At 68.2% G+C, this 16,006-nt stretch carries 13 protein-coding genes; 1 reads left to right on the forward strand and 12 read right to left on the reverse strand.

The window, feature by feature from the left end:
- Positions 1-159: 159 nt before the first annotated feature.
- The 12 genes from VF584_16975 to VF584_17030 form a co-directional block, all read right to left on the reverse strand.
- Complete coding sequence (locus tag VF584_16975; GenBank protein ID HEX8211872.1) at positions 160-2,349, reverse strand: TonB-dependent receptor; 2,190 nt, start codon at positions 2,347-2,349, stop codon at positions 160-162.
- A gap of 13 nt (positions 2,350-2,362) precedes the next feature.
- Positions 2,363-3,136, reverse strand: a complete 774-nt coding sequence (locus VF584_16980) for a zf-HC2 domain-containing protein (protein ID HEX8211873.1) — start codon at positions 3,134-3,136, stop codon at positions 2,363-2,365.
- On the reverse strand, positions 3,120-3,641 hold the full coding sequence (locus VF584_16985; GenBank protein HEX8211874.1) for a sigma-70 family RNA polymerase sigma factor: 522 nt from the start codon (positions 3,639-3,641) through the stop codon (positions 3,120-3,122). The genes VF584_16980 and VF584_16985 overlap by 17 nt, the downstream gene beginning before the upstream one ends.
- Positions 3,642-3,876: 235 nt before the next feature.
- Positions 3,877-5,841: a carboxypeptidase-like regulatory domain-containing protein gene (locus VF584_16990; protein ID HEX8211875.1), complete on the reverse strand. Its 1,965-nt coding sequence runs from the start codon at positions 5,839-5,841 to the stop codon at positions 3,877-3,879.
- Positions 5,842-5,918: 77 nt separating this feature from the next.
- Positions 5,919-6,935: an ABC transporter permease gene (locus VF584_16995; GenBank protein ID HEX8211876.1), complete on the reverse strand. Its 1,017-nt coding sequence runs from the start codon at positions 6,933-6,935 to the stop codon at positions 5,919-5,921.
- A 152-nt stretch (positions 6,936-7,087) separates the two neighbouring features.
- Positions 7,088-7,489 carry a type II toxin-antitoxin system VapC family toxin gene (locus VF584_17000; GenBank protein HEX8211877.1) on the reverse strand — a complete coding sequence of 134 codons (402 nt, stop codon included), beginning with the start codon at positions 7,487-7,489 and terminating at the stop codon, positions 7,088-7,090.
- Positions 7,486-7,728, reverse strand: coding sequence for an Arc family DNA-binding protein (locus tag VF584_17005; protein ID HEX8211878.1), 243 nt, complete (start codon positions 7,726-7,728; stop codon positions 7,486-7,488). The genes VF584_17000 and VF584_17005 overlap by 4 nt, the downstream gene beginning before the upstream one ends.
- Before the next feature lie 267 nt (positions 7,729-7,995).
- Positions 7,996-8,742 (reverse strand): nucleotidyl transferase AbiEii/AbiGii toxin family protein, encoded by a 747-nt coding sequence (locus VF584_17010; protein ID HEX8211879.1) that lies wholly within the window; start codon positions 8,740-8,742, stop codon positions 7,996-7,998.
- The gene (locus VF584_17015; GenBank protein ID HEX8211880.1) at positions 8,736-9,014 is read right to left on the reverse strand and encodes a hypothetical protein; all 279 of its coding nucleotides are present in this window, start codon (positions 9,012-9,014) and stop codon (positions 8,736-8,738) included. Before VF584_17015 ends, VF584_17010 begins: the two co-directional genes overlap by 7 nt.
- 88 nt (positions 9,015-9,102) lie before the next feature.
- Entirely contained in the window at positions 9,103-10,044 is a 942-nt protein-coding gene (locus VF584_17020) for an ABC transporter ATP-binding protein (protein HEX8211881.1), read from the reverse strand.
- A gap of 283 nt (positions 10,045-10,327) precedes the next feature.
- The gene (locus VF584_17025; protein ID HEX8211882.1) at positions 10,328-14,368 is read right to left on the reverse strand and encodes a P-loop NTPase fold protein; all 4,041 of its coding nucleotides are present in this window, start codon (positions 14,366-14,368) and stop codon (positions 10,328-10,330) included.
- Positions 14,369-14,453: 85 nt separating this feature from the next.
- A complete protein-coding gene (locus VF584_17030; protein HEX8211883.1) occupies positions 14,454-14,906 on the reverse strand; it encodes an ATP-binding cassette domain-containing protein in 453 nt (150 codons plus the stop codon).
- A 279-nt stretch (positions 14,907-15,185) separates the two neighbouring features.
- Between VF584_17030 and VF584_17035 the strand changes: the two genes are divergently transcribed.
- Entirely contained in the window at positions 15,186-15,995 is an 810-nt protein-coding gene (locus tag VF584_17035) for a hypothetical protein (protein ID HEX8211884.1), read from the forward strand.
- Positions 15,996-16,006: the final 11 nt, after the last annotated feature.

A 16,006-nucleotide genomic window follows, 5' to 3' on the forward strand; every position in this document is an offset into this window, starting at 1 on the left:
CAGACCCGCGTGTCTGCCCGTGCCTGCCGCCGCGCCTGAACCGTCCATCCCACACCAGCCCTGCCCCGCAAGAACACGAAGGCACGGAGAGACGCTCTCTCCGTGCCTCCTCATCTCCGCGGCCTCCGCGTCTCCGCGTGAGATCCGTTGTTCAGGCGCTCAGAACCGGAACGTCACCCCAAGCACGGGGAGGATGGGGAACCCGCCGACGGCGGTGCGCGAGTCTTCGCCGTCGGGGCCGGGCTGGTAAAAGAGGGGCTCGCGCTGATCCAGGGCGTTGATCACGCGGAAATAGGGGGTCAGCTCCGTGCGGCGCCCCGCCAGCAGCGGCGTCCAGGTGCGCGAGAGCTCCGCGTCCAGGCGCAGGTACGGTTCTTCGCTGGAACCGGCCAGGAGGGGCTCGGAGGCGGTGGCGAGGGCATTCTGCGACTCGGTCCGGAATGCGCTGCGGTCGGTGCTGCCGGGGAGGATGCGGGAGGCGGAAAGGCCGGAGCCGTACTGGAAGCGCGCGCTGAGCTTCGCCGCGCGCCCCAGCGGAGTGGCGAGCCCCGCGCTCAGCACCTGACGGCCCACGATGTCGTCCGCGGAAAGGCCGTCGTCCTCCAGCGACCATGCCCACGTCAGCGTGTACCCGATCCACCCCGTCAGCCGGCCGGTGCCGCGGCGTACCCACAGCTCCATCCCCGAGTTGTACGCCGCCTTGCCGGGAAGGGTGGGGACGTCGCGGAAGCGCTTGTAGAAGCCCTCCACCCCAAGCCGCACCCCGTCGGCCAGTTCCTGGTCCAGCCCCACGGATACGTGGTTGGCCGACGCCACCACCAGCTCCGAGGCCACGTTCCGCCGCACCGAATCCGCAAAGGAGGGCGGGGGATCGCCGTCGCTGAAGATGCGGGTGCGCACGTACTGGTGGTAGCGCCCGGCCGCCAGCGTGAGCGCCGCGCGGTCGCCTACCAGCCAGGTGACGGACCCGCGCGGCGACAGCGTGGTGCGCGGCGAATAGCGGTAGGAATCGCCGCGGACGCCGCCGCGCAGGCTCACCCGCGCGCTCGGCTGCCAGGTGGCGTCCACGTACACGGCCGTCGCCCCGCCGTACGTGTGGGTGCGCACCAGCGGGGACCATCCCAGCGCCGCCTCGTCCACCTCGTAGCGCAGCCGCGTGTACTCGTACGCGGCGCCGTAGCGCAGGCGCACCGCCCCCGCGGAGCGCCCCAGGTCCAGCGCCACGCGCGCGCGTTCCGTAAGGCCGCGCTGCCGCAGCACGTGGTTGCCATAGTGCCGCAGCGCCGCCGTGAAGCCGCCGCCGGCCACCGTCAGCTCGCCGTCCTGCCCCAGGCGGCCGCCGCGGTAGCGGACGGAGCCCGCGACGTTCTGCCAGCCGGCGAAGCTGCGGTCGCGGTCGGCCGTGGCGCCCTCCTGGTTGGCGAAGCCGGTGGCGCGCAGCACCCCGCCGGCCAGAGGCACGTCCACGCGCGCCACCCCGTCCTTGTAGAGGTAGGGGAAGTCGTCGCCCTCCAGCCCGCGCATCCAGGCGCCGTGCACCACGCGGCCAGAGACGAGGTAGGTGGCGCCGCGGGGGAGCGGCCCCTCCAGCACACCGCGCGAGCTCACCACGTCCACCGACCCGGCCAGCGAGTGGCGCTCCGAGTTGCCGCCGCGGGTGGCGAGGTCCATCACGTAGCTGAGCCCGCCGTCGAACCGCGCCGGGGCGCCTCCCAGGTAGAGGCGCGCCGAGCGGAGGACGCCGGGCTCGAACGCATCCATCAGCCCCCCCATGTGGAAGGGGGCGTACACCGGCGCACCGTCCAGCAGCACCAGCTTGAGGTCCGCCGCGGAGCCGCGGACGTGGAACACCTCCCCGGGATCGGGCGGGTCGCTCCCCTCGGGCGGGTTGGCGAGGGCCTTGTCCAGCCCCGGTCCCTCCTCCAGCGCGCGCGAGTCCACCCATGCCACGTCCTGCCGCTCCGCCGCCACCGTGTCGCCCATGCGGATCTCGCCGGGGCGGCGGGCGCGCACCGTGTCCAGCGCCAGGGGGCGGTAGCGGAGCGCCAGGTCCAGCGTCACCACGCCGCCGCCGGGGACGAGCACCTCCATCGCCAGCGGCGTGTGCTCCAGGTGGTGGACGCGCAGGGTGTGGCGCCCCGGCGATATGCCGCGGAGCTCGTATGCGCCGGTGCTGTCGGTGATGGAACGGGCGGCGGGGTGGGCGGCGCCGTTGCGCACCTCCACCACCGCCATCGCCACCGGAAGCCCGCTGCGGTCGCTCTGCACCACGCCGCGCACCGCCCCCGTGGGGACGGTGTCGGCCGGGGCGGAGGCCACGGCCAGGGCGAGCGCGAAGTGGAGGAACACGGGGACCGCCGCGTCAGCCTTCCACGCGGAACTCGGCCTCCGGGGCGGTGGCGGAGGGGGCGCCCGGGGGCGTCACCCGCAGCTCGGCACCTTCCTTGGCCACGTACACGCGGCCGTCCACCTCCACCACGGCCGCATCGGCGCCGCGGGGGAGGGCGATGCGGATCTCGCCCGCGCCGGCGTCCAGCACTTCGATGCGGCCCGGCGCCGTGCGGAAGCGGGCACCCGCCGCCGCGCCGCTGGCCGAGACCTCCACCAGCTCGCCGCTGGTGAGGCGGGCGTGGACCACCAGGCCCGGCGCGGCGCCGTTCAGCACCACGCGCACCGCACCGCCGTCAGGCAGGATGGAAACGCCGGCCGCAGGCGCGGGCGCGGCGGGCGCCGGAGCGGCCTTCGGCTTCAGCGCGGGGAGCTCGGCGTGCGCTGGGGCGGCGGGGGTGTCGCCCGCGATCCAGCCGCGCAGCGGCGAGCCGGGGACGGCCGCGAAGGCCACCCCGCCCAGAGCCACCAGGAGCATGGCGGCGCGCAGCATCGCCCGCCGCCCCTCGTTGGCCCACTGCGCCGCGGCGCGCCTGCGCCGCAGCGACATCTGCGCGGCGGCGGTGGGGGGCGCCACGTCGGCGCGGGCCAGTGCGGCGCCCAGCGTGGCGTGGTCCGCGCGGAGGTCCGCCAGCTCCGCGGCGCACGCGCCGCAGCCGGCCAGGTGGGCATCCGCCGCGCGCCGCTCGCCCCCGGCCAGCTCGCCGTCGGCGAGTGCCTGGAGGGTGCCCTCATCCAAGTGCTTCATCGTCCTTCTCCTCGTGTCTCTCGTATACCGCCGCGAAGCGCCGCGCTGCCCGGGCGAGCAGGGTGCCCACCGAGCCGGGGGCGACCCCCGCCGCCTGCGCGATCTCGTCGTATCGGAAGCCCTCCTCGCGCATCAGCAGCATCTGCCGGTCGCGGGGGGCGATCTGGTCCAGTGCACGCCGCACGCCGTCCACCGCGCGCGAGCGCTCCAGCAGCTCGTCCGGCCCGGGAAGGGCCGCCGGCCGCCAGGGGTTGGCGGTCAGGATCCGCTCGCGCCGCTTGGACATGCGCGTGCGGTCGCGAAAGAGGTTCGTGGCCACGGTAAAGAGCCAGAGCCGTGCCTCGTCCTCGGGAAGCTTGCGGCCCAGCAGGCGCACGAACGCCTCCTGGGCCATGTCGTCCGCCGCGTCCGTGTCACCCGTAAGCCGGTGCAGGTAGCGGAAGAGCGACGGATACACCCGCCGGAAGAGGGCGTCGTAGTCCGCGCCGGCCTCCGGCGCGCTCAACTTCGCGCCTCGCCGCGGCGGGCCCGCCACACCGGGGGTGGAAAGGGATGGCAGGGGGTGCACAGCTTTCGGCCCGGCATCGCGTGGAAGTTGGGCGCCGCGCAGGGCCGGGCGGTGAGGGAACCCGGCCCGGCCGCCGCGTGGTGCGTCAGCGGGTGGTAAACGAGCGAGGGGCCGCCGCTGTGACAGCGGTCCGGCCCGCGCCCGGGAGCCGCCCGAGCCCGCGGCGGGGGAATCAGGGTGCGCGGCGGGCGCCGGTGCTGTCCGCGGGCTCGGGCGCGGCGCGGGGCGCCTGTCCCGCGGGGCGCCTGGGCGCGCCGTCGCGCGTCCACACGATGATCAGCCCGCAGCTGTTCCGCTGCCGGAACTGCAGCGGCGCCAGCGCATCGCGGCCGTACACCTCAATCCCCTCGATCTCCCCCGGGGGGATGAAGTTGAGGTTGATGGCGGGGTCGTGCGGTTGCCCGTCGATGACGATGCCGGGGAGGCAGTCGGGCATAGACGTGGGATCGCCCCCCGACTCCTGCGAGGGCGCGGCGAGCACGGCCTTCATGGTGCCGGGGTCGGTGACGAGCTGCTGGGCGCGGCCACGCAGCCGCACCCCTTCGGGCGTCACTTCCAGCGCGGGGACGCTGCGCAGCAGCTCGGTGGTCTCGGTGGCGTGCCTCCGCGCGATGTCCGCACGGGTGATGAACGTCCCCACGCTTCCCCGCGCGCGCTGGTAGAAGCCGCCGTGGCTGTACGCCGCCCGCGCCGTCACCCCCGGCAGGGCGACAGGCGTCTCGCCGTTTGCGGGGCGGCGCGGCGCGGCGGCGGCCACGGCCGGCGGCGGCGCGGGCGTCGCGAGCGCGACGTCGGCGGGCGGCGGGCCCCCGTCCGCCAACGTCACCCGCTGCTGGGGCGGGATGGTCCCGAGCGTCTCCAGCCGCGGGTGGGTGAACGATACGGTGTACTCCCCGGCAGGCACCCCCTCGATGCGAAAGCTTCCCGCCGAGTCGGCGACCGCCTCGAAGCTGGTGCCGGAGAGGAAGACCCGGGCGCCGGGGAGCGGTGCCCCCTCGTGGTCGGCCACGCGCCCGGCCAGGGCGCCGCGCCGGGGCTCCGCCCGCAGCGGCGCGCCGTCTGCACCCAGCACGGCCGTCACCTCGCCGCCCACCTCGCGAATCCCCACCAGCCGCGCACGCCGGCTCACCTCCACGCCCGACGACGACTGCGCGGAGCGCACCTGCTGGTCCACGGCCAGCGCAGGCATCCGCACCCACCAGCGGCGCACGATCCACCCTCCGCCCGGCGAGCGGTCGAAATCCACCCGTCCCCCCAGCTGCTCCGTGGGGACGGTGACGTCCAGGTTGGTGTACCGGTACTCCAGCCGCAGCAGCTCGCGCGTGGAGGGCTCCACCCACAGCACCCCGGCCACGTCGGGAAGGCGCTGCCCGCCCACCGGCTCGAAGGCGAGCCCCACCAGCCCCGCGGCCTCGCCGGTGCCCTGCTGCACGTGGAAGCAGTGGCCGTCCAGAAACGCGTCGGAGAGAAGGGACTGCGCGTCCGGCGCGTGGTAAAAGGTGCCGGCCTCGCTCGTCTGCACGTAACCGCCGCGGCTCAGCTCCTCGGCGGAGAGGCTGCGGAAGGGGTGCGCCCCAACGGTGGAGCCCGTCTTCCGCTGCTCGGCCGTCACGCGCAGGCTGCCCGGCTCCAGATCGCGCGTGTACTCGTCGGTACGGAACCGAAGCGCCCGCCGCTCCTGCAGATACGCCGCGGCATCCAGCGCCTTGCGCACCTCGTTCCACACCGCCGCCGCCGCGGTCCCCTCTCCGGGGCGAACCTCGCAGCGGCGCCGTCCCCCCTGCGCCACCACGGCGTCCAGCACCACCGCGCGCCCGCCGCCCTCCAGCCGGTACGACCTGGCTTCCCCCTCGGCGAGCTGCAGCGGCGGCGACTCCGTCCCCCCGTAGCCGATCCGTTCCGCGCGCAGCCGGTAGCTCCCCGCGCTGGGCGCGCGCAGCACGAAGCGCCCGGATTCGTCGGTCAGCACCCGGCCGAGCGACTTGCCGGCCGCATCCAGCAGCACCACCATGGCGCCGGGCAGCGGCTTGCCGGCGGCATCCACCAGCTCGCCCTGCACCGTCTGCGCCGCCAGCGGCCTCGCGGCGACGAGCAGCGCCAGGAGCGCCAGGATGCGCGGAAAGGGGATGGGACGCATGACGGCCCTCGACGTTGCGGAGAAGGCGGGTAGAGCGGACCCGGTGGAACGCACGGCGCACGCCCCTTTCTGACAGGCTATTGCCAGCGAAACGTCTTCAGCGCCAGGAGAAAGGCGCCGGCCGTCCACGCCAGCATGATCGCGGCCTCGGGCGCCACGGCCGCCATCCCCTGCCCCTCGTTGTAGACGGCGCGCAGCGCGTCGTTGAGGGCAGTGAGCGGAAGCGCCTGGATGATGGGCTGCAGCGCCGCCGGGTAGCGCGACGCCGAGAAGAATACACCCGAGAGCACGAACATGGGGAGCATCACCACGTTCAGCACCCCGCTCACCCCTTCGATGGTGCGCGCCCGCGACGCCGCCAGCAGCCCGATCCCCGCAAAGGTGAGCGCCCCCAGGAAGACCAGCGCCGAGAGCAGGACGACCGACCCCTGCGGCCTCACCCCGAAAGCCAGCCAGGCAAAGATCACCAGCGGCGGCACTTCGAGGAGGAGAAAGCAGAGCCGCGCCGCCATCTGCGCCACGAGGAAGTCGCCCCGGCGCATTGGGGTGGAGACGAGGCGCTTGAGCTGCTTCTTCTGCCTCATCTGCACCAGCCCGAAGCCCAGCCCCCACATCCCCGTGCTCATCAGGTTCAGCCCGATCAGCCCGGGGATCACCCAGTCGATGTACCGCCCGCCCGGCATCCGCACCCCGTCGTCGCGCGTGGCGACGGGCCGCGGCGCGCCGGCACCCCGCTGCAGCGCGTCGTCGGCCAGCAGGCGGGCGACGCGGCTCTCCTCGCGCCCCGGATCGTAGCGGAAGACGACCGCGTCCTTGCCCGCGAGCACCACCGCCACCTCGCCGCGCCGCAGCGCGCGCTCGGCCTGCGCGGGATCCAGCAGCCGCACCTCCACCTCCCGCGCGTCCCGCAACGCCGGCAGGAAGCGCTCCGCCGCGCTCCCCCGCTCCACCCCCACGGCGGCCCGCTGCACCGGCTGCTCGCGGAACGCGACCCCCAGCCCCACCGCCATCAGGATCGGGAACACGAAGGTCCAGAACAGCGCCTCCGGCTCGCGCAGGAACGAGCGTATGCGCGCAAGCATCAGCTCGCGCATCGGGCTCAGTCGTTCGAGTGGGGCGGCGACGGGGGGCGTCATAAGCGGCAAACCCGACACGCGCGCGAGGTTCTCACCCACGGCTGAACACGGCCGCAAGTTGGATGTTCGCGCCGCGGTTGCGCGAAATGCCCCCGGTGCTCATCCGAACCTCAAGCGATGAAGTCCTGCATCGAGACTGCAACCGTTGGGAATTCGCGCAGCATGCGCTTGTCGGAGGTGACCAGCGGCAAGCTTAACTCCTTGGCCAGGTGGACGAACTCACAGTCGTACGCGCTACACCCCGACTGTTCCGCAAGGCGGAGCACCGGAGCGGACTCAACCTGGTACTCGTTCCCCCGGAGCAGCCCGTCGGCTTCCTGCACGTACTGTAGGGCATCCGCGAGTGAGAGGTGCTTCTGCCGAAGGAAGAGCGCGAGCACGTTCCGGAACTCGCTCCTCCAGAGCAGAGGAGCCGCCCACACGGGATCGCGCTTCAGCACGGCCTGCGCCGTGGAAGTCTGATCCCCTTCAATCATGAGGTACACGACGAGGTTGGAATCGGCGACGATCACGGGCGCCTGTAATTCATCGCTTCCTCCAACATATCATCCGTTAGCGGCGGGAGCTTCGTACGCTCCTGGAGCCGGCGAACTCGGCTGATGAAAGCTTCAGGATCAATGGGCTCGCTCCCGATCGAGCGCTCCAGCCGATAGATCACCTCACTGTTGAGGCTGCGGCGGTGCTCCTCCGCACTTTGGCGAAGGCGCTGCAGAACCTCATCAGGAATCCCTTTGATGGTCAAGCTGGGCACGGCGACATTCCGGTTGCATTATGGAACCACGCTGCAACTTACATCCAGGGGAACGAGCGTCAAGGCGTCCGTATACGCGCTTTGACCGTGCTTCAGCGAACGTCACGGCTCTATTTGTGACCGCCCGACCCGCACCGCCGGGAGATGCTGAAGACAACGTAAGAACCCTCCCGCTGTGGCGGCGGAGGCGTTGCGCTGGGGACGTCACCAGAGCGTCCTCGGCGGACCGGCGGGGGGGTGAACCCGACTACGTGCGCGCCGCCACGATCAGCTCCGTCGGGTTACCCGGCCCGATACTCGGCGTGCACACTCATCGATCACGACTTTGAGTGTGGATTGTACCGCCTCTTCGCGTACCGGGCGCAGCAAACGGAGGGGGAACATCGACACGATCGGAGTGCGCATGCCCCGCTCCAGCGCCTGCCCTACAAAAGCCGGAGTCAGCCCCGGATCGATCTGAAGCACGTCGTCGATCAATGCACCGACTCGTTGCAGGGCAATCTCCGGATCCGCCCCACCGTCCGGGTGGCGGACGATGGCGTCCAGATCGATGAAGTCGCGTGGCTCGAACCGGTCACAGATGGCGTGCATCTTCCCTGCGCAGAGATCGCGGTACGAAGCTACTTTCACGCCCTCCTGGCTCAGTTCCAGCGGCTCTAATAGGAAGGGCGAACTGCGCGCAAGGTCGAGCCGGACGGGATCGCCCTCACTATCCCGATCCGGGTCCACGATGAACCGCGCGAATCCCTGAGTCGCCGGCCCGGCGGGTCGAAGCTCGAGACCTTCGGACATCAGACGCTCGCGCAGAGCGGCGCCGAAGTCCCGTGCATCCATCTGCGGATCGCCGAAAAAGTCGAGATCCTCGGACTCGCGGTGCCGAAGGTGATACGCGGCGAGCGCGGTTCCGCCCTCCAGCCGGAGTCCGACTACGCCGTAGGCCGCCTCCGTTTCGGCGACGATGCGCATGACGTGCAGATGGAGCGGACGGACCACCCTCGGATCGGCGCTCAGCACGCGGCGTCCCTCTGCTCTAATCGGCGGAGGTGCTCCAGCACGACGTTCCAGAACCGGCGTGAGTGCTCAGGGATGACCAGCGTGGGCAGCAGACGCTCCAGCGTTTCGGGGCGCACGAGCTTCGCCAGGGCGTCCTCGCTCCCCTGGGTCAGCACCCGCGCGAGCACGATGGGGTTCTCCGGATCGATCACCTCGTCCGGCCGCGCGTCCCAGAACAGCTCCGGGAACTCGCCGTATCGGTACGTGGGATCGGACTGCTCGGGTACTTCCACGGTTGCCTCCTCCCGGATCGGCGTCTCGGACGTGACCTTCCTATGATAGCGCCCCGTGCGGCCCCCGGGGAACCCGCCTCGGGTCCCCTCAGTCCTCGCGCAGGTCGCGGCCCGTTAGGGAAAGGAACACGTCGTCCAGGGTAGCGCGATGGGTGGTGAGGGCCGTCAGCTGCCCGCCCTCCGCGGCCACGAGGGCGAGGAGGGGCGGAAGCGAAAGGTGCGGCTCGTCTACGGTAAGGAGGATGGAGTCGCCGCGGCGGCGGAGGCGGGTGACGCCGGGAAGGGCGCGCAGGGCGTCCTCGGCGGGCGGCGCGGTAGTGGCGAAATCGATGACGTGCGCGCCGCCCAGGCCGTGGATCAGCTCGGCCGGGGTGCCCTCCGCGATCGTTTCGCCGTGGTCCAGGATGGCGATGCGGTCGGCCAGGTACTCCGCCTCGTCCATGAAGTGCGTGGTGAGGAGGATGGTGCCGCCGCGCGCCTTGAACGCCTCGCACACGTCCCACAATTGCCGGCGCGACTGCGGATCGAGGCCGGTGGTGGGCTCGTCCAGGAAGAGGATCGCCGGGTCACCGGCGAGCGCGCACGCCACCGACAGGCGCTGCCGCTGCCCGCCGGAGAGGTGGCGCACCTGGGTGGCGCGCTTCTCCTCCAGCTGCACGAAGGCGATCAGCTCGCCGACCGACGGCCCTTGCGGATAGAAGGAGCGGAAGAGGCGCACGATCTCCTCCGCCGTGGCGCGGTCGGGAAATTCGCTCTCCTGAAGCTGCACCCCCAGCCGCTCGCGGATGCGCTGCGGCTCGCGCTCCCACGCCATCCCCAGGATCTCCACCTCGCCGCCGTCCCGCTCCTGCAGCCCTTCCAGGATCTCGATGGTGGTGGTCTTTCCCGCCCCGTTCGGCCCCAACAGCCCCAGGCACTCCCCCCGGCGCACGTCCAGGTCCAGCGCCCTCACCGCCACCGTTTCGCCGAACCTCTTGTGCAGCCCACGGCAGCGGATGGCGAGCGCGGCTTCAGGAGCGAGTGCATTCATTCTTCTGAGCAGTCCCGTGCAAACGAAAATGTCACGCGTGAGGCACTGTCAGGTAAAATTCACCGCCGGATGGGGGCGGCGTCCAGCTTCTGGGGCCGTTGAGCATGTCGGAGGCGTAGACGTGGGCGCCGACGTGCCGTCCAGCGCGCGTCCCACCTAGCGCCCGGCCTTGCGCAGGTCGCAGCGGCCGTCAGCGAGGATTCTCGGTCGAGTTACGAAAATCACCTGGTCGTCACATCCTGCGACCAACGAACTTGTTGCTTCCTTCAGTTCTTGCGCCTTATCACCTACCGGTTTTTCCCCGTTGCGCCTTGCGCGCGAATGATGTGCGCAAGCGCTCTCGTACATGCTCGGGGAATTCCTCTATCATATTATCCTTCACGACCGACCCAGCTCCCATTGCCTTGATCCACTCAATCACCCCACCGGCGGTGCTGTCCAGAGGATAATCCGGGAAGCCGGCGAGGAGAGTTCTCGCGAGCGAGTTCCTGTCGGCTAGTCGAGGGAGTAGCGCCGTGATTGTCGGAGCACTCTCCAGCACCGCGCGTGTGGTCTTCGGGAGATCGGACCGACTCAAAATCGGGACCAAGACTCGACCGAAGAATCCAGGTCCAAGCTGCTCCGACCGCGTGGTGATCTGAGCCCATACACGCAGTCGTTGCGCGTCGTTCAGCGCATTATCGAACAACAGGTCGGAGAGAAGTCGTGCCTGATCCTCGTTGACCTCAATCCAGAGCCATAGTGCCCAGTCCCCTTGCGGGAATCCTCCGGCCATTCGTGCTGACTCTGCTAGAATGGAGGCCGCCACCGCGCGCTCCGTTGAAATCGAGCACTCGGCAGCTGCGTGGGCCCAGACCCTGCGAAGATCATCCATCGCGAGCGAATCGGCAGGGTCAATCGAGTCCGCCAGCGATGCGAGTGCCACGGCGGACGCGATCTCGCGGAAAGCCAACATCACATCGCGCGCCTCGGTGCGTGCGTTCGGCCAAACTGCACCAGCAAGTTCCAGCAGAGACGGCACACGATCTCTCGGCACAACTCCGCGCTCCACCATCGATTGGAGTGATGCAAGGAGCGCCCCCACGTTCTCCACATCGGGGTCGCGCGTCCCGCACGCTACGCCCCAATCGAAGATGCGGCCGGGGTCATAATCCCCGTAGTCGCCCCCGGTCTTGGGCCAAGCATCTACCATCTTGGAGTGGAACAGGGCCGTCCCAAGGTTGTTCTGGGCCAACATGGCAAAGGTTTGCTCCAGCGCGGGTGCTGCCCCCGGCACCGGATCCCTGCGCATCATAGCCGCAACTACTTCGAAGACCTGGACAGCGAGCGGCGCCGTCGCGGGGGATTGATGCATCCTGGCGAGGGCTCGGCTGACGTGATTCGAAATTGGTGTCGCAAGCAGATGCTTCCACGGGAGCGCGCGCATGAACGTGCTGTAGTGCTCGAACTCTTCAGCATCCATTCCGCCCGGCTTCAGAAGTGCGGTAAGCGCGGTGCTGACCGCCGTCGCTTTATCCGTCGACAGATCATCGAAATGTTCAGCGACCCACCGCACGCACGGGAGCGGAAGCGACTCCATCGCGCGGTTGGCCCACTCGTCTCTGATCCGAGCACGGACCGGTGCTGGAACGAGATCAATCGCCCGAACCGCGAAGATTGCGGTGGAGACGTTCCCTGACCAAACGAGGATCAGCTCCTCAAAATCTGTGAGGAACCCCTCATCCATCACGTTCCGTTGGGTACCCACAAGGGACAGCAGAACCTCCGCACCTTCCTTCCAGTCGAGACTCCAATCCTCCGGTTCGTTCATTTCTCGGGTGAGTCGCCGTGCAAGACTGATCATGCAGGAGGCGAGTGCCCGATCATCGGCGTGCCGAACGCGGTCCCTGGTAAAGGTCCACGCGTATTGTACGGCATCGGCATTTCTGACGTCGAGCAAGGAAGACATCTGCTCCCAGAGCGTGGCTTGCGACGCCTCCGGACCGTCGAGCATTTCGGCAAAGACGCGCTCAGCCCGAGCCTGAAAGGCAGGCTTCCAAGATGCAGCCGGACTTGCTTTAAGATGACGTATCAGCAACTCGGTGTACGTGGGACCCCAAACCGCGAGGAGCGGCGCTTCCGCCGACGCAATCCACGCCTCGAGATCCTCGAATTCGAATTCATACCCCTGGCCATCCACGCTGACGTGCCGAACCTCGAGCCAGTTCAACAGGTGCTCTCGATCCGCGTCTTCCAGACCGTCCCGACGAAAGGTCACGAGCGCAAAATCAACGGCCTCCCGAACCGTAGTGACCGCCTCATCAAGCGTGAGCTTTCGCCCGTTTCGTACGCGCAGCTGCAAATCACCATTGGGGAGCAGCAGATCTCGAATGTAGGCGCCAGTGAGTCTGCGCCGGTCGGCCGGCAGCAGCGCATCCGCGACCATCGATGCCTTTGCTACTGGAATACGCTCACGGAGAGTATCGGAATTCTCAAGTGAGCGTGACAGGGGTGTGAGCAGCAGTCTGGCTTCTTCGGACGGTAAACGCTCCGCGAGTTCGGCGAGGGTCGCGTATGCGTTCTCCTGCGCCACCCTGGACTCGCGATGCAGTTCCTCTACGAAGTCACGAATTAGACGAACCGCCTTTGCATCCAGTGAGCGCCGGTCATGAGCAAGCCCGAGCGCCTCCAGCACACCCGCAGGATCACCAGACACGAACGCTTCGTAGATCCGAGGCGCATCGTCGCCGTAGCGACGGGCGATCGGATCCTGCGAAAGTGACAGAAGGGGACGGATCGTGTTAGGCCATTGAAGTCCGACTAGACTTGAGAGGAACTGCCGTAGCGCCCGATGTTCTGCCCGCACCACCAAGTGCCCAGCTTCGCCCCCGGTTTCAGCGTACGATGCCAGAAGCTCCCGCACCGTCTCCGGCTGATCCTGAATCGATTGCGCGTGGATGAACACCTGAGTGAATCCGGTGATCAAGCGAGGCTCCCGCTCCAGACCATCGTAAAAATCGGGGAAGTCCACACGTAGGGCACAGATAGCCGCGAGTGCGATTGGATTCCCGGTTACGACGCCGCCCTCCAAGCCACCGAGGATGTCGGTCCCAGCTCCATCACGTTCGCGCCGCTCCGCAACCCACCACGACTGCGCGTATGCATTCAGCAATTGGAGCGCGTTCCGGGGGCTTCCAACTCCCATGTGCACCAATCTCGCAATAACGTCCTCAAGGTGGACGCCGCGTTGCTCCAACTTGGTCGCAAGGTCACTCAGGTGCGTACGGAAGAGCGAGAGGCCGTACGAGCGCATGTCCTGCTTCGCGAACTGCGGGATTTCCAAGCGGAACTGAAAAATGCGATCGAGATACCTTCGCGCATCGGAACGGTTGAAGATTGCGCCAGGCAGATCCTTGCTGTCGGAGCGTTTTCTCCTGCCCAGTGCCTCCGCGATCCGTTCCTCATCGCAGGAGATCACAAAGACTATTCCGAATCCTTTTGGAAGAAGGTCGGTAGGTATCTCCATAAAGCAACGCACCGCATCCAGCCCGCTAACCATTTCCTCCGCAGACAGCCGGTCCAGATCGTCCACAAAAATCACCAAGCGTTCGACCTTTTTACCAGGTCCCTCTTTATAATGACGGAGCTGCTCCCGGAGTACATCCTCGTACTGCTCTGCGGATGCCCGCGGCGCTTCCACGCGCGTGACGTTCGTGTACCTCCGAACGGGCTCCCGACGTGGATCGAAGAGTATCTTCGCGAGAACGGGGATTGATACGACTGCAACAATGGCGGCGAGAGCCTTAAGATTTGCATCGGGGAAGAAGCCTAACGAATTGAGCGCGAACAACGCTCCGATGACAACGAGGAAGATGGCGGCGATCTGAGCGGGACCGACCGCATACCGATCCCACACGTCCATGAAGAAATCGTACGCGGTACGCTTTTCGAGAGATGTACGCGTCTTCGAACGGAAGAGATGATCGTACAGGTCCTCCTCGGAACCGCCGAGCTCCAGGTATACGTGTCGGAGCAAAGCCCGCTTGATATCGTCGCCGCCGTGACGCCATGCATTGAAGGTGATCGGCCGGATCCGTTCGTTCCTCCGCGTCCCCCCCACCGGCAGGTGTGCATCGTTTTCGAGACCGGTGAGGTAGAGCCGCTTGATGGTGCTCTTGCCAGTGCCCCACTTGCCGAGCAGCCCGATGCTATATGGCGGTGAGTATCCCCCTTCCACGTATCCGGAGAGCGCGCTCGCGAAGTGGTGATGCCCGAACGCGTCGTCTTCGACCGAACCAATCTCGCGGTCGAGAACTCCTTTCACGACATCAGCGGAAGTGGGCATGGCTGCTTCGGCGGGAGTAAAGGTGTCATCTATGGGTTCAGCACCGAATGCGCTGCACGCAAGCTACGAAGCTGAGTGTAAATGGTCAACGGAATCTTCGGCATGTCTTCGGCGCCGAACAACGCCCGGTCGCTGTGCTCCCATGGCACTCATGGATAGCCATCAAGTCGGCGCGAATTCCTCGTCCATGTGCTCCAGGCTGCCGAAGTGGGATCTCCTCGGCCGTGGCGCGGTCGGGAAACTCGCTCTCCTGCAGCTGCACCCCCAGCCGCTCGCGGATGCGCTGCGGCTCGCGCTCCCACGCCATCCCCAGGATCTCCACCTCGCCGCCGTCGCGCTCCTGCAGCCCTTCCAGGATCTCGATGGTGGTGGTCTTCCCCGCCCCGTTCGGCCCCAGCAGCCCCAGGCACTCGCCCTGGCGCACGTCCAGGTCCAGCGCCTTCACCGCCACCGTGTCGCCGAACCTCTTGTGCAGGCCGCGGCAGCGGATGGCGAGTGCGTCGGACGGCGGGGTTTGCGACGCGGTTGCGGAGCTCATCTCGGCGGTGGTGTAGGTTCCTGCGGACCGGCGGGGACACGAGTGCGCCAGGCCATAAAGTTGCGCCCGCGATGACTTTGCGCCAGCGCTCCAACCAGTTTCGTGGCGAAGCCCGCCCGGTCATTGCGGGGCCGGCCGACGGCGCGGATCATGTCCCCCGACGCACAAACGAGAAGCCCCGGCAGAGCGTGCTCTGCCGGGGCCCACATCCCTCGGAACCATCACCGGCTCCCCTCGCGGAGGCCGGGAGAGGATCTCCCGAGGCGCAAGCAAAATATCATGAACCCCGAATCTGCACAAGCGGCCTACCTGACCGCAATTACCACCGCGCTCTCACCGACGAGGCTCCGACACGCCTTTCGCGCTTCTCGAGACGAATCGGAGACGGTGGTGCTCGCACGGTACTTTCGAAACCTCGCCCTTTGTGAGTCGCTCTATCCGGTGCTGCATGTCCTGGAAATCACGCTGCGAAACCGGGTGGACGAGGTGATGGGCTCGGCCTTCCCCGCCACTCCGCCGCGACGCCGGGCCCTTCACGCCGGGGAGCTGCCGAGCACGGGATCATGGCTGGACGCGGACCCCGGCGTGCTCGCCCCGGGTGATCGCGAAGAGATCGGGCGCACCAAAGCCCGTGCATTCGTTCAGGAGAGAAAAGCGCCGTCTTCCGACCAGGTGGTAGAAGGGCTCTCCCTCGGTTTCTGGACCGGGCTATTCACGCGCGTATACGAGATCAGTCCACGATCCTCGTACAACCCTGCTGACGGAAAGCCCACCGCGTTCTGGCCCCGGCATCTGAAGGCGGTGTTCCCGCATCTGCCGCGCCGGCTCCGCACACGTCAGCACGTGTACTCAGTTCTTTCGGAACTGACGCGCCTCCGCAACTTAGTCTTCCATCACCGGCCGGTCTGGCACCTCAAGCTCAACCCCCTGCATACAAGTGCAACTGGAGCGATCGGTTGGATCAGCCCGGAGGTGCAGCGAACGTTGCTGCACCTCGATCGGTTTCCAGCGGTTTACAACCGGGATGCGGATGACTTCGTTCGCCTTGTCGGTCGTATCGCCGCACATGAGCCGCCGAACTCCGGGTGATCGCTGGATTC

The sequence above is a fragment of the Longimicrobium sp. genome, from assembly GCA_036389135.1.
In the GTDB taxonomy this organism is placed as follows: Bacteria; Gemmatimonadota; Gemmatimonadetes; order Longimicrobiales; family Longimicrobiaceae; genus Longimicrobium.